Origin of the sequence: Devosia sp. (assembly GCF_028290625.1) — a bacterium.
In the GTDB taxonomy this organism is placed as follows: domain Bacteria; phylum Pseudomonadota; class Alphaproteobacteria; order Rhizobiales; family Devosiaceae; genus Devosia.
Genome location: NZ_JAQGJM010000001.1, coordinates 301503 through 319301, shown reverse-complemented (window position 1 = coordinate 319301; position 17799 = coordinate 301503). Strand labels below are relative to the sequence as shown.

Annotated in this window: 15 protein-coding genes; 12 read left to right on the top strand and 3 right to left on the bottom strand. The window is 63.0% G+C overall.

Going from position 1 to position 17799, the window contains the following annotated elements; all coding sequences use genetic code 11:
- Positions 1–516 precede the first annotated feature (516 nt).
- From JWR51_RS01235 to deoC, 11 genes are all read left to right on the top strand, one after another.
- A complete protein-coding gene (locus JWR51_RS01235) occupies positions 517–1542 on the top strand; it encodes a BMP family ABC transporter substrate-binding protein (RefSeq protein WP_299742518.1) in 1026 nt (341 codons plus the stop codon).
- A gap of 66 nt (positions 1543–1608) precedes the next feature.
- Positions 1609–3147, top strand: coding sequence for an ABC transporter ATP-binding protein (locus JWR51_RS01230; protein ID WP_299742516.1), 1539 nt, complete (start codon positions 1609–1611; stop codon positions 3145–3147).
- Positions 3144–4250 (top strand): ABC transporter permease, encoded by a 1107-nt coding sequence (locus JWR51_RS01225; protein WP_299742513.1) that lies wholly within the window; start codon positions 3144–3146, stop codon positions 4248–4250. Before JWR51_RS01230 ends, JWR51_RS01225 begins: the two co-directional genes overlap by 4 nt.
- A 1-nt stretch (position 4251) precedes the next feature.
- On the top strand, positions 4252–5523 hold the full coding sequence (locus JWR51_RS01220; RefSeq protein WP_299742510.1) for an ABC transporter permease: 1272 nt from the start codon (positions 4252–4254) through the stop codon (positions 5521–5523).
- 2 nt (positions 5524–5525) lie between these two features.
- Positions 5526–6986, top strand: a complete 1461-nt coding sequence (locus JWR51_RS01215; RefSeq protein ID WP_299742590.1) for an amidohydrolase family protein — start codon at positions 5526–5528, stop codon at positions 6984–6986.
- A gap of 58 nt (positions 6987–7044) precedes the next feature.
- Positions 7045–8223 (top strand): pyridoxal phosphate-dependent aminotransferase, encoded by a 1179-nt coding sequence (locus JWR51_RS01210; RefSeq protein WP_366525531.1) that lies wholly within the window; start codon positions 7045–7047, stop codon positions 8221–8223.
- Between the two features lie 40 nt (positions 8224–8263).
- Positions 8264–9046, top strand: a complete 783-nt coding sequence (locus JWR51_RS01205; RefSeq protein WP_299742504.1) for an SDR family oxidoreductase — start codon at positions 8264–8266, stop codon at positions 9044–9046.
- 10 nt (positions 9047–9056) lie between these two features.
- Positions 9057–9938, top strand: a complete 882-nt coding sequence (locus tag JWR51_RS01200) for an alpha/beta hydrolase (RefSeq protein WP_299742501.1) — start codon at positions 9057–9059, stop codon at positions 9936–9938.
- Positions 9935–11173 carry a M20 family metallo-hydrolase gene (locus JWR51_RS01195; RefSeq protein WP_299742498.1) on the top strand — a complete coding sequence of 413 codons (1239 nt, stop codon included), beginning with the start codon at positions 9935–9937 and terminating at the stop codon, positions 11171–11173. The genes JWR51_RS01200 and JWR51_RS01195 overlap by 4 nt, the downstream gene beginning before the upstream one ends.
- 21 nt (positions 11174–11194) lie before the next feature.
- Entirely contained in the window at positions 11195–11971 is a 777-nt protein-coding gene (locus tag JWR51_RS01190) for a nucleoside phosphorylase (protein ID WP_299742495.1), read from the top strand.
- Positions 11971–12624 (top strand): deoxyribose-phosphate aldolase, encoded by a 654-nt coding sequence (gene deoC, locus JWR51_RS01185; protein ID WP_299742492.1) that lies wholly within the window; start codon positions 11971–11973, stop codon positions 12622–12624. Before JWR51_RS01190 ends, deoC begins: the two co-directional genes overlap by 1 nt.
- 34 nt (positions 12625–12658) lie before the next feature.
- Here the strand turns inward: deoC and JWR51_RS01180 are convergent, their stop codons facing one another.
- Both JWR51_RS01180 and JWR51_RS01175 read right to left on the bottom strand, forming a co-directional pair.
- Entirely contained in the window at positions 12659–14101 is a 1443-nt protein-coding gene (locus tag JWR51_RS01180) for a GMC family oxidoreductase (protein WP_366525530.1), read from the bottom strand.
- A gap of 208 nt (positions 14102–14309) precedes the next feature.
- Positions 14310–15203 carry a LysR family transcriptional regulator gene (locus JWR51_RS01175; RefSeq protein WP_299742486.1) on the bottom strand — a complete coding sequence of 298 codons (894 nt, stop codon included), beginning with the start codon at positions 15201–15203 and terminating at the stop codon, positions 14310–14312.
- A gap of 105 nt (positions 15204–15308) precedes the next feature.
- Here JWR51_RS01175 and JWR51_RS01170 point away from each other — a divergent pair, with 105 nt between their 5' ends.
- A complete protein-coding gene (locus tag JWR51_RS01170; protein ID WP_299742484.1) occupies positions 15309–16925 on the top strand; it encodes a GMC family oxidoreductase N-terminal domain-containing protein in 1617 nt (538 codons plus the stop codon).
- A 35-nt stretch (positions 16926–16960) separates the two neighbouring features.
- Here JWR51_RS01170 and JWR51_RS01165 read toward each other — a convergent pair whose 3' ends face one another.
- Complete coding sequence (locus JWR51_RS01165) at positions 16961–17785, bottom strand: XRE family transcriptional regulator (RefSeq protein ID WP_299742481.1); 825 nt, start codon at positions 17783–17785, stop codon at positions 16961–16963.
- Between the last annotated feature and the right edge of the window lie 14 nt (positions 17786–17799).

Below are 17799 nucleotides of genomic sequence, written 5' to 3'. Positions count from 1 at the left end.
TGCTGGCCAAGCCCTCGGACGTGAAACGCCGGCGTCATTTGCAGCAGGTTTTCGGCCGCAACGAGACAAAATATTCTAACTTGCCGGGATTTTGGGCGGCACAGCGGCCTAGCTTAAAATTCCAGCGTTCGGCGCCACTTGCAATCAAGAATACAGTATGTGAGGTTTTGTATATCGGACGTTTTGCAAAGGCCCGCGCCACGACGGCAAGCCAGAGCAGGATGGACACGATGCTGCCGCGGGAGGGGTGCGTGGCAGCTGTCGGACAATCGCAGCTCGGTCTTGGCGAGCGTCGCATATTTTCTGGATGCTGCCGAGGTCGCAAGGCGGCATTCGGGGCGTACGGATGGCGGCAATCCAGCCGTGCGCCGCCTCAATCGTACAGGCTCTGCCCGTGCCTGTGTCGTTGATCGACTGCCCGTGCGAGGCGCAATGCCGAGAGCGGTGTTTCCGATGCACATCCGGCAGGCGGAGCGATCCGCGCCGGGACATATCAACTCTGGAGGGAATCCAATAATGCAAAAACTGATCAAACTTGCCGGCGCCGTTTCCGTCGCCACCCTGCTGCTGGGTGGCGTGGCAATGGCCGCCGATCCGGTTTCGGCCTGCCAGGTGACCGACACCGGCGGCGTCGATGACCGCAGCTTCAACGAAACCGCCTGGCACGGCATGCAGAAGGCCGAAACCGAACTCGGCGCCAAGGTCAAGGTGCTCGAATCCCAGTCGGAAGTGGATTTCGATCCCAATATCACGTCCCTGCTCGGCGGCGATTGCGATGTGATCCTCACCATCGGCTTCCTGCTTGGCGACACCACGCAGAAATTCGCCGAAGCCAATCCCGACCAGAAATTCTCGATCGTCGACTATTCCTACGATCCCGTGCTGCCCAACGTCGTCGGCCAGACCTATGCCACCGATGAAGCGGCGTTCCTTGCCGGCTATCTGTCGGCCGGCATGACCAAGACCGGCACTGTCGGCGTCTTCGGTGGCCTCAACATCCCGCCCGTCACCATCTTCATGGATGGCTTCGTGCGCGGCGTGAAATACTACAACACCGCCAAGAGCGCCTCGATCAACGTGCTGGGCTGGGACCCGGACAAGAAGGAAGGCCTCTTCACCAACAACTTCGATTCCCTCGATGATGGCCGCACCTTCGCCCAGTCGCTCTATGACGAAGGCGCTGACATCGTGCTGCCGGTGGCTGGCACCGTCGGCCAGGGCAGCGCGGCGCTTGCCGACGAACTAGGCGCCGACAAGCTCAAGATCATCGGCGTCGATGCCGATCTCTTCGAGACCAATCCCGATCGCGGCGGCGTCTATCTGACCTCGATCGTCAAGCGCATGGACAATACCGTGTTCGACGTCGTCAAGTCCGTCGCCGACGGCACCTTCAAGGGCGGCGTGCTGCAAGGCAATCTCGCCAATGGCGGTGTCGACCTCGCTCCGCTGCATGCCTTCGAAGACGCGGTACCCGCCGAACTCAAGGCTGAACTCGCCGATGTCCGCGCCCAGATCGTCGCCGGCACGCTCTCGGTAAAATAGGCCGCCTGACCTCGTGGAAGCGCATCCCGGTGCGCTTCCACCCTTTGCGATCGGAACCGCCCCCGCATGATCATCACGCTCGACAACATCACCAAGCGCTATGGCAGTTTCGTCGCCAACGACAGCATATCGCTCAGCGTGCGATCGGGCGAAGTCCATTGCCTGCTGGGTGAGAACGGCGCCGGCAAGACGACGCTGATGAATGTGATCTATGGCCTGTCCAAGGCCGATGGCGGGCAAATCAGCATCGACGGCAAGGCGGTGCAGTTCGCCAGCCCCAAGGATGCCATCGCCGCCGGCATCGGCATGGTGCATCAGCATTTCATGCTGATCCCCGCCTTTTCCGTCACCGAAAACGTCGTGCTCGGCCTGGAACCGACGCTGTTCGGCGACCGATTGGATCTCGATGCGGCCCGCAAGAGAGTGCGCGATATCAGTGCGCAGTTCGGCCTCGAGATTGACCCGGATGCGCCGCTCGAGGGAATGCCGGTGGGCATCCAGCAGCGCGTGGAGATCGTCAAGATCCTCTATCGCGCCGCCGACATCATGATTTTCGACGAACCGACGGCGGTGTTGACGCCCCAGGAAGTCATCGAATTCTTCAAGATCATCGAGAGCCTGCGAGCCGCGGGCAAGGCGATTCTGTTCATCACCCACAAGCTCAACGAAGTCATGGAGATCGCCGACAGGATCACCGTGCTGCGCCACGGCAAGGTGGTGGGCGAGGCCGATCCCGCCACCACATCGTCGGGCGAGTTGGCCAATCTGATGGTCGGCCGGCCGGTATCGATGCTGGTGTCGCGCACCGAGGCCAAGGCCGGTGACGTCGTGCTGGCGCTCGAAAACGTCCATGTCACCGACGGCACCAGCAAGCTGGCGCTCGACGGCATCGACTTGGTGGTGAAGGCCGGCGAAATCGTCGGCATTGCGGGCGTGCATGGCAACGGCCAGACCGAGCTGATCGAAGTGATCGCGGGCCTGCGCCCCATAGTCGATGGCCGCATTTGCTTTGCCGGTGGCGATATCGCCGGCATTTCCCCCCGCGAGCGCCATCGGCGCGGGCTCGCCCACGTGCCGGAGGATCGTTCGATCGCCGGCCTCGCGGTGACGATGAGCGTGGCCGAAAACATGGTGCTCGACAGTTACTACGAACCGCGTTTCTCGCGCTTTGGTCGGATCGACTGGTCGAGCGTCCGCAAGGCGGCGGCGCAACTGGTCTCCCAGTTCGACGTGCGCACCAAATCGGTTGACGCCAGTGCCGCCTCGCTTTCGGGCGGCAACCAGCAGAAGGTCGTCATCGCGCGGGAAATGTCGCGGCCGATCAAGCTGATGATCGCGGCGCAGCCGACGCGTGGTGTCGATGTCGGCTCGATCGAATATATCCACAAGCGCATCGTCGAGGCGCGCGACGAAGGCGTCGGCGTGCTGCTGGTGTCCACCGAGCTCGACGAAGTGCTGGCGCTCTCGGACCGGATCCTCGTCATGTTCGATGGCCGGATCCTGGCCGAATTCGACAGCCGCACCGCCGACCGTTCGCTCATCGGCCTGGCCATGGCCGGCGTCGTCACGCAAAGCCAAACTCACGCGCCGGAGATCGCACCATGACCACCGATATCGCGGTCCGCCCCGCTGGTTTCTGGCGCTCCGAACTGGCCGGATCGGTGATGCTGGTGCTGGCGGCATTGGTCACGGCCCTGGTGGTTGCCGCATTGATCATGGTGTTTTCCGGTGTGTCCATGCCGCAGATCGGCCTGGCGCTGACCTCGCTGGCGACCGGCTCCTTCGGTTCGCCTCAGGCGATTTCGGAGACGCTGGTGGCGGCGACTCCACTGATCATTGCCGGCCTGGGCTTTGTCATCGGGGCCAAGGCGGGTCTGTTCAATGTCGGCGTCGAGGGGCAGATCCTGATCGGGGGCATGTTTGGCCTCGTCGCCGGTTTCAGCTTTCCCGACCTGCCGATGATCGTCCACCTGCCGCTGGCACTGGGCTGTGCCTTTGTCGGCGGGGCACTGCTGGCGGGCATTGCCGGCTGGCTCAAGGTGGCCTCGGGCGCCCATGAGGTGATCACCACCATCATGCTCAACTTCATCGCCTTGCGCTTCGTCGATTTCCTGCTGCGCAATCCGCCCGTGCAGAATCCCGAGCGGAGCGATCCGATTTCGCGTTTCGTCGCCGATACTGCCACCTTGCCCAAGCTTTTCGCCTGGTTCGACCCGTCGATGCGGGTCAATCTGGGCATCCTGCTCGCGGTGCTGGTGGCGGTGTTCGTGGCGTGGCTGCTGTGGCGCACCACGCTTGGTTTTGAAATCCGCGTCATGGGCGCCAACCAACAGGCCGGACGCTTTGCCGGCATGAACACCGCGCGCACTGTGATCGTCGCCATGATGCTTTCGGGCGGCATTGCCGGTCTCGCCGGCGCTACCCTGACGCAAGGCGTGCTGGGCCGCGCCTCGCCAGACTTCGCCGCAGGACTGGGATTCGAGGCGATCGCGGTGGCGCTGCTGGCGCGGTCCCATCCGGTGGGTGTGGTGTTTTCCGGCATCCTCTTCGGCGCGCTGACCGCAGGCGGGCGACGGATGCAGGTGGCGGCGGGCGTCAGCCTCGACCTCATCACCATCGTGCAGGCCATCGTGCTGCTGTGCATCGCCGCGCCGATGCTGATCCGGACCATCTACCCCTTCCTCTTCCGCCCCGCGAGGGAAAGCTGACATGACCGCCACTACTCTTTCCGGCCGCGCACAGACGGTGTTCCTCGATCCCGCTCTCGTGCGTCGCAATCGCATCATCGGTATTGTCCTGCTTGTTCTGGCCGCCGTCATCGCCTCGGGTTTCGGCATCGGGGTGGAAGGCAATGCGGCGTTCAATCTCACGCCGCCCCGCGCGCTGATCCCCATCGGGAGCCTGATCGTACCCGTCGCGCCCTATGTCCTGGTCATCGCCGCCATCATCGCCTTCATGGGCGTGCGGCTCCTGATGAAATCGGGCTCGCGCTACGCCAACCTACTGCTCGGCATCGCATTGGCGCTGGCCATCACCGCCTTCCTCACCTGGGCAACGGCGGGCAAGTCGCTGTCCCTCATCGGGTTGTTGCAGGCCACGGTGGTGCGCGCCGTTCCGATCGCCTTCGCCGGGCTGGCGGGCGTGCTGTGCGAGCGCGTCGGCGTCGTCAATATCGGCATCGAAGGCATGATGATGGCCGGCGCCTTCACCGGCGCGGTGGCGGGCTCATTGATCGGCGGCGTCGGCGGGCTGGTCGCGGCAACCGTCGTCGGCGGCGGCATCGGCCTGCTGCTGGCATTGCTGACAGTGACCTACCGGCTCGACCACATCATCGCCGGCGTCGTCATCAACATGCTAGTGCTCGGCATAACCTCGTACGCCACGAGCCAGGTGCTGGTGTCGAACCGGGCGCTCAACCAGGCGCCGGTGTTCCGCCCCATCGAAATTCCCTATCTCAGCGATGTCCCGATCCTGGGGCCGATGTTCTTTTCCCACAACATCTTCGTCTATGCCGCGCTGATCATGCTGCTGAGCGCCACCTATTATCTCTTCCACACGCGGCTGGGCCTGCGCGCCCGCGCCGTCGGCGAATATCCGCGCGCCGCCGATACGCTGGGCATCGACGTATTCCGCACGCGCTATATCAACGTCATGCTCGGCGGCATGGTGGCCGGGTTCGGTGGCGCCTGGTTCACGCTCGGCTCGGTCGGGCAGTTCGACGAGAACATGACGGCGGGCCGTGGTTTCATCGGCCTTGCCGCGATGATCTTCGGCCGTTGGCATCCGCTGGGCGTGCTGGCGGCGGCGCTGGTGTTCGGCTTTGCCGATACGCTGCAGCAGAAGCTCGTCATCCTGCGCACGCCGGTGCCGGCCGAATTCCTCGCGATGGCGCCATACATACTCACCATCATCGTTGTCGCCGGCCTTGTCGGCCGCGCCCGCGCCCCGGCTGCCGACGGCCACAATTACGAAAAATCGTGACGATGCGGACGCTCATCCACAACGCCAGATACCTCTATACCTGCAACGACAATGACGAGGTCTTTCGCGACGGCCATGTCTGCATCGAAGACGGCCTGGTCGTCGCCGTCGGTGGCGGACCGGCGCCCTGGCAGCAGGCGGACCATGTGTTCGACATGGCCGGCGCCATCGTGATGCCGGGCTTTGTCAACGTGCATCACCACTTCTTCCAGTCCATCACCCGCGCCGTGCCGTTGGCGCAGCGTACCTTGTCGCTCGACTGGATGTTCGCGCTCTATCCGCTCTGGGCTGAATACGACCTCGAAGCGATGTATTGGAGCAGCCTGCTCGCGGCGTCTGAACTTTTGCTGAGCGGGGCGACGACCAGCGCCGACCACTCCAACCTGCACCTGACAGCAGGGCTCGACACCATCTCCGAACAGGTACGCGCCGTTGGCGATGCGGGCCTGCGCTATCACCTGGTGCGCGGCTCGCTCGCCAGCATGGAGGCCGGCATCGAGGCGCGGCTGCGCCCGCTGATGGGTGACAAGATCGATCACCTGCTCGGCCGCGGCAACGACCTCATGGCGATCATCGAGACTGCCCTCAAGTCCCACCAGTCGCGCGCCTGGGGCACCATGCTCGACATGTCGGTCGGGCCCGGCGGCCTGGCCTATGACATGCCCGAGCTGATGGCGGCCCATGCAAGGCTCGCACGGGACTATGATTGCGGGCTGCATACGCACTATCACCCACGCCCGATCGAACGGCAGATTTCGCTGCAACTGACCGGGCGCACGCCGGTGGACTATCTCGACCAAAGCGGTTGGCTGACGCCGCTGACCTGGTTCGCGCACTGCACCGAACTCGATGATGGTGAGATCGCCCGGTTCGCCGAGCGGGGCGTTTCGGTATCGCACTCGCCGCGCACCGTGGTGCGGCTGGGTTATGAGATCACCCGCGTTTCGGCCATGCGTAGCGCGGGCATCAAGGTCGGTATTGGCGTCGACGGCGCGGCGAGCAACGATTCCGGCTCCATGCTGGGCGACATGCGTCTCGCCCAGTTGCTGCACCGCTCCGGGCCGGACAAGGCGACGCCCGAAGCCTGGCTCACGCCCTATGACACGCTGTTGATGGCAACCCGGGAGGGTGCGGCGATCCTGCGACGTCCCGATATCGGGCAATTGTCGGTGGGATGCTGCGGCGACCTCACGGCCTTCGACCTTGCCTCCCCCACCTTCGCCGGCGCGCCGGCCGATCCCCTTGGCGCATTGCTGATGTCGGGTGCCGATACCAGCGCCTTGCTGACCGTCGTCCATGGCAAGCCACGCGTCCATTGTGGACGGATGATCGATATCGATGCGGCAAATCTCATCGAAAAGTCCAATGGCGCAGCGGATCGCATCCTGCGGCTCGCGAGCGAGCGTACGGGTTTGCGCTTCGATTCTTATCCTGGCGCGACGCGCCAACCGCAATGGCGCTAAGTTTGTGTATTCACAAACGTCATTTCTGAATACACAAACTTGACTTTGGTCTACCCAAGTGCAGAACTCCTTCCATGACACAGATCGCGTGAGGCGCCTTCCCATGAGAAATTTCGATATCCGCAACGCGCATTTCGATCGCCTGGTCGCGAACGAGGACCTGCGCTGGATGGGACAGAACACTAACCACGTCCCCTCTCATCCGGCGGTGCTGGAAGCCATGGCGCGCTGCATCCGCGAGGAGGGTTTCCACGTCTACGCGCCTCCGGCCGGGTTCGAGGCGCTGCGCCAGGGAATCCTCAACGATCTCGGTCTGCCCGAGGCGTCCGCGATGGTGACTGACGGCGCGGTGGCGGCGCTCTATCACGTCTGCCACACGCTGCTTTCACCGGGCGACCAGTTCATCACCACGGACCCGACCTGGAACTGGCCGATGGCCTTCGCGCGCTCCAAGGGCGCCATCGTCAAGCAGATCCCGATCTATGGCGCCGAGCACGGCTATCGCCTCTCGGCCGAGCGGCTGGCGGCGGCGATCACTCCCAAGACCAAAGTGGTCTATCTCGTCGATCCCAACAATCCGCTGGGCACCGCCTGCACGCCCGAGGAGATTGCCGCTATCGTCGAGGTCGTCGAAAAGGCCGGCGCGTACCTCATCCACGACTGTACCTATCGGCACTTCGCCTATAGCCACACGCTGGCGGCGACGCTTTATCCCGAGCGCACGCTGACCATATACAGCTTCTCGAAATGGCTAGGCCTGGCCGGCCTGCGCGTCGGCGCGGTCGTCGCCCATCCCGATATCATCGAAAAGCTGGCGGCTTCTCCGCCCAACAACCTTGGCTCCAGCCTGCTGGCCCAGCGCGCCGCCATGGCGGGATTGGCGATCAAGGACGAATGGTTCCCGGGTGTGCTGGCGCAGACACGTGCCAACCAGGCCATGGTCAAGGCGGCGTGCGATGCCATTCCGGGCATGCTGGTGCCGGTTTATCCCTCGAACGGCAATTTCCTGGTTCTCGAATGCGACGCGCTTGGCATCAAGCCGGAAGCGCTGGTCGCCGCCTACCAGAAGCATTCGATCATGATCCGCCAGGGCTCCTACCACACGCCCAATTTCGGCGACCGCTTCGTCAAGGTCAGCGTCAGCGTGCCGACGCAATGGGTCGAGGAATTCGTCGCACTGCTGCCCGCCATGGTGGACGAGGCGCGCGCCGGCACCGGCGACACCAAGCTGTTCTGACCCCAATCCCTTTCCGCAATAACAAATTCGAGCAGGCCTCATGGATCTCAATCTTCAAGGAAAAAAAGTCCTCATCACCGGCGCCTCGCAGGGCATCGGCGAAGGGCTGGCGCGTTCGTTCGCCGAGGAAGGGTGCGACCTGCACCTCGTCGCCCGTTCGGGTGCCAAGCTGGAAGCCATCAAGGCCGAAATCCTCGCCGAAAATACCGTGACGGTCACGGTGCAGGCCATGGACCTCACCGAGGCCGAGGCGGTCGATGCCGTCGTGGCAGCAGCGGGCGATATCGACATTCTCATCAACAATGCCGGCGCTATTCCCAGTGGAACACTGTGGGACGTCACCGAACCACGCTGGCGCGAGGGCTGGGAACTCAAGGTCTTCGGCTATATCAACATGACCCGCGCCGTCTACGCGCAGATGAAACAGCGCGGCGGCGGCGTCATCATCAACAATATCGGCAATGGCGGCGAGGTGTTCGACCCGCATTACGTCGCCGGCACCACCGGCAATGCGAGCCTCATGGCCTTCACCCGCGCCATGGGCGGCCATAGCCTCGACGACAATATCCGTGTCGTCGGCGTCAATCCCGGCCCGGTCGATACCGACCGCATCTACAACATGCTGAAAAAACGCGCCCTGACCCTTTACGGCGACGAGAGCCGCTTCGGGGAGCTGCAGGAGCGCTATCCGCTCGGCCGCCCGGCGCATATGGGCGAAATCACCGATCTCATCGTCTTCCTCGCCTCCGAGCGCTCGGGTTACACGACCGGCGCCATCTTCACCGTCGACGGCGGGATCACCTCGCGCCGCTCCATCATCTAGGGGGGCGGGTATGGCCGGGGCAAAAACCGACGACGGCATCACGCTCTATTACGAGGAAGCCGGACAGGGCGAGGCGATCGTCTTCGTCCACGAGTTCGGCGGCAATTACTGGAGCTGGGAGCCGCAGATGGGCTATTTCGCCCGTCGCCACCGCTGCATCACCTATGCGGCGCGCGGCTTTGCGCCCTCCGACATTCCCGCTTCGATCGATGCCTATTCGCAGGCCCGCGCCGCCGACGATATTTTTGCGGTGATGGATGCTGCCGGCATCGAGAAAGCCCATCTTGTCGGGCTTTCCATGGGCGGCTTCGCGGTGCTGCATGCAGCGCTACGCCGCCCCGAACGCGTACTGTCGGCGGTCGCCGCCGGCACCGGTTATGGCGCCGAGAAGCAGTGGGAAGACTATTTCCGCGGCGTCTCCGAAGGCGTGGCGCAAAAGTTTGAGCAATTGGGGGCAGCCACCTTCGCGCCGATCTACGGCTCCGGGCCGTCGCGGGTGCAGTTCCAGAACAAGGACCCACAGGGCTGGAAGCTTTTCGCCGACCGGCTGGGCAAGCATTCCTCGGCGGGCGCGGCCAACACCATGCGCGGTGTCCAGATGCAGCGGCCGTCGCTCTACGACCTCGAAGCCGAGTTCAGGGCGCTCGACGTGCCCGTGCTGGTCATGGTGGGCGACGAGGACGACCATTGCCTGCAGACCGGCATCTTCCTCAAGAAAACCATCAGCCGCAGCGGCCTCTCAATCTTCCCCAAGTCCGGGCACACGCTCAACCTCGAGGAGCCAGAGCTGTTCAACCGTACCGTCGGCGAGTTCCTGGCGCAGGTGCAGGCCGGCCGATGGGAGAAGCGCGATCCTCGCGCCAATCCCGGCCAGATCATGAAAACCGAATGAGCCGGCCCTCCGATCACGTTGACGGTGAACGCCTGTGGTCGCGCCTCATGGACCTCGCCCGCTTCGGCGCACGGGCCGATGGCGGCGTCGATCGCCCTGCCCTTTCTGCTGCGGAAGGCGAAGCGCGCGCCCAGGTGATAGCCTGGGGCCGCGCCATCGGCCTCACCCCGTTCACCGACGCCGCCGCCAACCTGTTTCTGCGCCTTGAAGGCACCGACCCATCCTTGCCGCCGGTGGTTTCCGGTTCCCACACCGATTCCCAGCCGACCGGCGGCAAGTTCGACGGCGCCTTCGGCGTCCTTGCCGCATTGGAGGCGCTCGAAGCCATTATCGCCTCGGGCCAGCGTCCACACCGCACCATCGAAGTCGTCGCCTGGACCAACGAAGAGGGCAGCCGCTTCGCGCCTGGCATGACCGGCTCGCATCTTTTCACCGGGCAGATGGCCCTGGCCGATGCCGAGGCCCTTAAGGACGCCCAAGGCGTCACCGCCGGCGACGCAATTGCAGCTATTCTCGCCGGCGACGATAACGTGGCGGTGCGGCCCTTTGGCTGGCCGGTTTCCGCCTATATCGAGCCCCATATCGAACAGGCCAGCGTGCTGGAGCGCGCCGGCAAGCCGCTCGGCGTCGTCACCGGCATCCAGGGCACGCGGCGCTATCGCGTCACGGTTACCGGCGAGGCGGCCCATGCAGGAACCGCAACGCGCGAAGAACGGCGTGATGCGCTGCTCGCTGCGGTGCGCATGATCGGCGCCATGGAGATCGCGGCCAACAGCGTCGACGATTTCAAATTCACCGTCGGCATGTTCAACGTCACGCCCAACGCGCCCTCGGTGGTGCCGCAGGAAGTCCTGTTTTCAATCGACATCCGCCACCCCGACAATGCCGCCGTCGACGGGTTCGACGAGACGATGCGCCGCATCGTCGAGGCTGAACAGGGGCCGTGCGACGCCGTGGTGCGTCAGATCGTTCATGCGGCCTCGCTCGAATTTCCCCTCGCCATTCGCCAGTCGATTAGCCGCCATGCTGCGGCACTCGGCATCGACGGGATGGATGTGTATTCCGCTGCTGGCCACGACGCGCGGCAGATGCATTATTTCTGCCCGAGCGGCATGATCTTCGTGCCCTGCCGCAACGGGATCAGTCATTCACCCGAGGAATGGGCAGAGCCCGCACACCTGGCCGGCGCGACGCGCCTGCTTGCCGACCTGCTCTGGGACCTTGCCAACACCTGACCGTTTCGATTGGACACCATGATGAACACGCCTCAAAACGCCAATGTCGGCCGCCGCAAGCGCCACGTGGATATCGGTGATGCCGAGCTGCCACGCTGCGTGCTGGTGCCCGGCGATCCCGGGCGCGTGCCGTTGATCGGCAAGGTCTGGGACAGCTATGAGGAAATCTCGTTCGCCCGCGAGTTTCGCCTCGCCAAGGGCCGCGTGCATGGCACGGACATCGCCGCCTGCTCGACCGGCATCGGTGGACCCTCGACCGAAATCGCCGTGCTGGAACTGGCGGAAGCCGGCCCCGATACCTTCATCCGCGTCGGCACCTGCGGGGCGTTGCAAGAGCACATCTCGCCCGGCGACCTCGTCATCCAGCACGGCGCCGTGCGGCTGACCGGCACGGTGGATGCCTATGTGGGGCGCGAATATCCCTCGATCGCCGACCTCACGGTGACTAATGCCCTCGTCGCGGCCTGCGAGGAACTGGGCGTGCGCTACCATGTGGGGCTGACCGCCAGCGTCGATTCCTTCTATGGCGGCCAGGGTAACCCCATTCCGGGGGGCCATGTGCTGACCGATGCCGAAGGCCCGGCCGAGTATCTGCGTTCGCGCCGCGTTGCGACGTTCGAGATGGAAGCGGCAGCGCTGTTCGTGCTCGGCTCGCTATTCGGGCTGCGCACCGGCAGCATCTGCGCCGTGGGCTCCAACCGCGTCACCAAGGAGCGTATGGACGTGGAAAGCGCCGTGGTCGACGCCTGCCGGGTCGCCTCGCTCGCCGCCTCGCGCCTGTCGCAGGGCAAGCGCTGATGGCCCCAACGGATCAGGCGCTGGCCGCCATCATCGACCACACTATCCTGCGCCCGGAAGCGACGGCGGCAGATATCGAGCGCTATTGCGAAGAAGCACTGAGCCACGATTTCAAGGCAGTGTGCGTCAACCCCATTCACGTCGCCCGCGTCGTGGAGCGGCTGAAGAGCTCAGGAGTTTTGACCTGCTCGGTGGTCGGCTTCCCGCTCGGCGCGGCGCCGACCGAACTCAAATGCGCCGAAGCCAGCTGGGCCATTGCCAATGGTGCGGCGGAAATCGACATGGTGATTTCCATCGGCGATCTGAAGGCGGGCAATTATGACGCCGTGCGCGACGAAATCGCCGCGCTGAAGAGCGCCTGCGGGCCAGTGTGCCTCAAGGTGATCCTCGAGACCTCGCTGCTCACCGACGATGAGATCGTTGTGGGATGCCGGTTGGCACAGGATGCAGGCGCCGATTTCGTCAAGACCTCGACGGGTTTTGCGGCCCAGGGCGCCATCGTCTCCCACGTCGCCTTGATGCGGCGAACCGTTGGGCCGAGCATGGGCGTCAAGGCCTCGGGAGGCATCGGCACGCGGGAGCTGGCGCTGCAGTTGATCGCCGCGGGTGCGTCGCGCATCGGGTCCAGCAACAGTCTCAAGCTGGTCGGTTGAGCTGAGCGGGGCGAGCACCGCTCCCGCGGGCCGATCAGGACAATTGAGCCGACGCGGTGATCCCAAAATCGTGACGCAGCATGTGATCGGCCGCGCGGAGTGCCTGTGCGGCGATCGTCAGGGAAGGATTGACCGCCGCCGAAGACGGCATGAACGAGGCGTCGACCACAAAGAGGTTTTTATGATCGTAGCTGCGGCAGAACGGGTCGAGCGCTGCGGTGGCCGGATCGTCGCCAAACCGGGCTGTGCCGCATTGGTGAGACGTCGAGTGCTTTATCAGCGGCTTGATCAACACGAGCGGGTAGCCCACTCGGCGCAGGGCGCCTGCCATCCGCTTGACCAGTCGATCATGCACCGTGAGATTGTTGCGATTGACCGAGAGATTGATCATCCCGTCCTTGATCGTGACCCGATTGTCGCGATCGGGCAGGTCTTCAGAAAAGGCGATCAGATCGATGCTGTGCTTGGCCATGGTCTGGCCGACAATCTTGGGCAAGAACGGCACATTGGCCGACAACATGCCACCCTGCAGCTTTCCGAGCATCTGAATGTGGCCCATTGGATAGTTGAACCCGGGCTCGCCAAGATAGAAGTGATTGATCGACAGGGTTTTCTGGAACACCGTGTCGTTGGGGCGAAACGAGAGACCCATCAGCGCGGTCTGATTGTGCGCCATGTAGTAGCGACCCACGACGTCCGAGCTGTTGGCGACACCACGCGGCGCGGCATCGGTCGCCGAGCGCAGCAGCAGGGCCGTACTATTGACGGCCCCGGCGGACAGAACCACCACCTTGGCGCTCAGGATTGCGATCTCGCCGGCGCGATCCACCTCAACGCCGGTTATCGTCTTGCCGTCTGGAGAGAGAATGAGGCGGCGCACCAGGCAATTGGTCAAGAGTTCGACATTGCCGGTGGCAAGGGCGGGGCTGACGAGACGCGTCTCGGCATCACCTTTCGCTTCGAGCTTGCACGGAAACCCGTCGCAGGTCCTGCAGCGGATGCATTTGCCGCGGGCGCGGTAATCGAGCGCGATCGGCATCGCCGAATTGGAGACACCGATCTTTCTGAGATCGTCGGATAGTTTCTGGACAATCGGCTCATGGTCCATCCCCGCATAGGGGTAGGGCTTGCTGCGAGGCGGTGCCGACTGGTCACCTTCATCGTCGCCATGGACGGTGAAGATTTCCTCGGCCTGCTGATAATAGGGTTCGATGTCGGCATAGCGGACCGGCCAACGTTCCGATTTTCCCTCGTAGTGCTCAAGCCCGTCGAAATCCTCGGCCCGCAGCCTGATCATCGAGCCGCCGAAGAATTTTGTGGCACCACCGACATTGTAGTACATGTTTGGCCGGAAGGCCTTGCCGGTCTTGTCCGTCCAGGAATCGTGCGCCGTGTACTTCTTGTCGAAGAACACCGCGCCGACGCTCCAGTTGTCTGGCTCTTGCGGCACCCAGTCGCCGCGCTCCAGCAGCAGCACTTTGACGCCATTCTCGGCCAGTCGCCGCGCGACCGCGCCGCCACCGACGCCGCTGCCGATTATGATGACGTCTGCTGCTGCCGTCTCGATGCCCATAGTCGTTCCTGTGGCGAAGGCCATCAAGCAACTATGCCGACCTGTTCCCGCTCAGCAAGTGCGCAACCCTGGACTATCTGACGCAAACTGCAGCACTTGGGATGCCGCCATTTCAGTCGTCCGCGATGAAACGACCCCGTTGCCGGCAAATGTCGCCAATGAAATTCCGCAAGGCGCGCACGCGCGGCAGGTCGGCCACCTCGTCATGGCAATTCATCCAGTAGGTCCGTCGGAGGGAGACCTCGGGGACTACTCTAGTCAAGCCGGGGGTTTCATTTGCAACAAAGTTGGGTAACACGCAGAGACCATCACCACGGCTGGTCGCGGTCGCCTGGGCGAGCAGGCTCGTGCTTTGCAACTGTGCCCGCAGACCCGGCGCGATCTCGCCCAGATAGTCCAGTTCCCGGCTGAAGATCAGGTCGTCCACATAACCAACGAACCGATGGCTGCGGAGCGTGTCGCGGCGGAGTGGTGCCGTACATCGATCGAGATAGCCCTGGCCGGCATAAATGCTCAGATCGTAGTCGGTGAGTTTCTCTGTCTTGAACTTGCCGCGATTGGGCGGAGCCAGAGAGACGGTCACGTCCCCCTCCCGCTGTGACAGTGACAGGATTTGAGGCACCGTGATCAATTCGAGCGTCAACAGAGGATAGGCCTGGGCGAACTCACCGAGATATTTGGCCAGGAAGTAGTTGCCGAACCCATCGGGCGTTGCCAGTTTCACCTTCCCCGAAATGCCCAGCTCTGGCCGATCCAGGGCCTCTGCTGCCGCAAAGGTAGCCGCCTCGACACGCTCGGCGAAACCCAGCAGGGTGGCACCGGCCGGGGTGAGCATGTGGCCCCCCGCGCTGCGATGGAATAGCGACGCACCCAGCGCCTGCTCGAGCGCCACAACCCGCCGACCGACAGTAACGTGGTCACACGACAAGGCCCGTGCGGCGGCGCTTAGCGTGCCACCGCGCACCACTTCGAGGAAAAACTTCAGATCATTCCAGTCGTAGCGCATGCGCTGGCCCGTGAAATTTTGCACAGCCTGTCGGCGAAAATACCAGTTTAGCAGACTAAATTATCACAGTACAACGCTGCAACGCCGGCAAAGAGGAGGCGCACTATGGCAACCGAACTTGGGCAATTCGACTTCATCATCGCGGGAGGTGGCTCGGCGGGCTGCGTGCTGGCAAACCGCCTGTCCGCAGGGGGCCGTTATCATGTGGCTCTGATCGAAGGCGGCGGCAGGGACAACTGGATCTGGTTTCACATTCCGGTGGGATACCTGTTTGCCATCGGCAATCCCAAGGCGGACTGGTTGTACCGGACCGAGCCGATCGCGGGTCTCAATGGACGGGATCTGGCCTATCCACGCGGCAAGGTACTGGGCGGGTCATCAGCCATAAATGCCATGATCTATATGCGCGGTCAGGCCGCGGATTATGATGGCTGGAAGCAGCAGGGGCTCAAAGGCTGGGGTTGGGACGACGTCCTCCCCATCTTCAAGATGCATGAAGACAACTGGCGCGGCGCCAGTGCGGTGCATGGAGCCGGCGGGGAGTGGCGGGTTGACCGCCCTCGCCTGAGCTGGGAAGTGCTGGATTCCTTTATCGAGGCGGCCGGCGAAGCGGGCATTCCCACCTCGGACGACTTCAATACCGGCAGCAATGAGGGCTGCGGCTACTTTGACGTCAACCAAAAGCGCGGTCGCCGCTGGAGTGCCGCGCGAGGGTTTCTGCAGCCGGCGCTCAATCGTCCCAATCTCACCGTTATCGCCAATGCCACGGTTGATCGGGTCGTGTTCGACGGCAAGCGTGCCACCGGAGTTGTCGTCCTGCAGAACGGGCAGGAGCGCCAGATCAACGCCCGAGCCGAGGTGATCATTTCCGCCGGCGCGGTGGCGACACCGGCGATTCTGGAACGTTCCGGTATCGGCGACGCGCAACGCCTTGGCGATCTGGGCGTGCCGATCACCCATGATGCGCCTGGGGTCGGCGAGAATCTGCAGGATCATCTGCAGCTAAGGCCCATCTACAAGGTGTCCAACGTGCCGACCCTGAACATGCAGTACAAGTCGTTGCTGCGTCGCGGGCTGATGGGGCTCGAATATGCGCTGATGCGGCGCGGGGCGATGACGATGGCCCCGTCGCAATTGGGGGCCTTTACTCGCAGCTCAGACCGTTTCGAAACGCCGAATATCCAGATGCACATCCAGCCGCTGTCGCTCGACAAATTCGGCGATAGCATGCACGGCTTCCCGGCCATAACGACAAGTGTGTGCAATCTTCGACCGACCAGCCGGGGATCTATTCATGCGCGTTCCAGCGATGCGAACGCGGCGCCGGTGATCGCACCGAACTATCTCGCTACCGAGGAGGATCGACAGGTCGCCGTGGATTCAGTCAAGGTGGTTCGGAACGTTATGTCGCAAAAGGCCATGGCCGCCTATTCGCCGGAAGAATTTCGCCCTGGTGCGCACCTTGTCAGTGAAGCGGAGCTTGTTGCTGCGGCAGCGGAGATCGGCACGACGATTTTCCACCCCGTGGGGACGGCCAAAATGGGCATGGCGAACGACCCAATGGCGGTCGTTGACGAGCGGCTCCGGGTCTATGGGACATCCCATCTGCGTATCGTCGACGCCTCCGTGATGCCCAATATCGTCTCTGGAAACACCAACTCGCCAACAATCATGATCGCCGAAATGGCCTCCCAGATGATCTTGGAAGATGCCCGCGCTTAGTACGCCACGTTGCGTCGGCATCCTGGTGTGGGCGCTCAGGCGCTCCGCACCAGATCGCCTTCCTTTTCAAGGAACTGCAACACTTCCTTGGGAATGCTCGGATCGGTCCTCTCCAGCACGCCGATTTCCTTGAGGTGCTCGCGGCCGGTCAGGCCCGGCCCACGATAGTGCAAGGCGACCCGCGCCGAAAATGGCTGGCGGAACATGGACGCTGCGATGCCACTGGTGATGCCGAACATGAAATTCTTCGATGACCGTTGTACGGGCGCAAAAATGCCAAATGTCAGCTCGTTTTTTTGCAGACTTTCGAAGTCGACACAAAAAATGCGCCCAGCAACAGGCATCGTAAACCCATGATACTTGAAGACGTACTCAGTCCGTCCCGGGCTGTCGTAGCTGGGAAACCGTTCGACGTAATAGTGCTGCAGAAAATCCTTGTGGCGGTAGATGCAGAAGGCGGACTTGAGGATCTTGCCGCTATAGATCGATGAGTAGTGGTAGCGGTCGTATGTTCCGAGCAGGGCGTCATCGGATGACTTGGCTTCAAACAGCACCGTCTCCAGGAAGTCGCCCATTCTCCTGGAATTTCGCAGCGATTCGATGGCGTGAAAGTAGTTTCCCTCAAAAAACATCCGAAAGTCGTCGGGTTCGGAAAACAATATCGCCGGGCTCATCCCGAAAAAATTTGCGATCATCCGTTGATTTTGCGGGGATGGCAGGTGCAGCCCCGAGAGATACTTATTGAACTGCTGTCGATTGATGTTGATGTTTCGACAGATCGTCGAAATCGCCCCGTGCTGCTCACACAGATAGCGCAAGTTGGCGCTGAAATTGGCTGTGTGTTCGCCCTCGGAATTCATCAATGAGCGCCCCT

Coding starts and splice junctions, on each gene's coding strand:
- JWR51_RS01235 (WP_299742518.1), top strand. CDS start 517: ATGCAAAAACTGATCAAACTTGCCGGCGCCGTTTCCGTCGCCACCCTG.
- JWR51_RS01230 (WP_299742516.1), top strand. CDS start 1,609: ATGATCATCACGCTCGACAACATCACCAAGCGCTATGGCAGTTTCGTC.
- JWR51_RS01225 (WP_299742513.1), top strand. CDS start 3,144: ATGACCACCGATATCGCGGTCCGCCCCGCTGGTTTCTGGCGCTCCGAA.
- JWR51_RS01220 (WP_299742510.1), top strand. CDS start 4,252: ATGACCGCCACTACTCTTTCCGGCCGCGCACAGACGGTGTTCCTCGAT.
- JWR51_RS01215 (WP_299742590.1), top strand. CDS start 5,526: ATGCGGACGCTCATCCACAACGCCAGATACCTCTATACCTGCAACGAC.
- JWR51_RS01205 (WP_299742504.1), top strand. CDS start 8,264: ATGGATCTCAATCTTCAAGGAAAAAAAGTCCTCATCACCGGCGCCTCG.
- JWR51_RS01200 (WP_299742501.1), top strand. CDS start 9,057: ATGGCCGGGGCAAAAACCGACGACGGCATCACGCTCTATTACGAGGAA.
- JWR51_RS01195 (WP_299742498.1), top strand. CDS start 9,935: ATGAGCCGGCCCTCCGATCACGTTGACGGTGAACGCCTGTGGTCGCGC.
- JWR51_RS01190 (WP_299742495.1), top strand. CDS start 11,195: ATGAACACGCCTCAAAACGCCAATGTCGGCCGCCGCAAGCGCCACGTG.
- deoC (WP_299742492.1), top strand. CDS start 11,971: ATGGCCCCAACGGATCAGGCGCTGGCCGCCATCATCGACCACACTATC.
- JWR51_RS01175 (WP_299742486.1), bottom strand. CDS start 15,203: ATGCGCTACGACTGGAATGATCTGAAGTTTTTCCTCGAAGTGGTGCGC.
- JWR51_RS01170 (WP_299742484.1), top strand. CDS start 15,309: ATGGCAACCGAACTTGGGCAATTCGACTTCATCATCGCGGGAGGTGGC.
- JWR51_RS01165 (WP_299742481.1), bottom strand. CDS start 17,785: ATGAATTCCGAGGGCGAACACACAGCCAATTTCAGCGCCAACTTGCGC.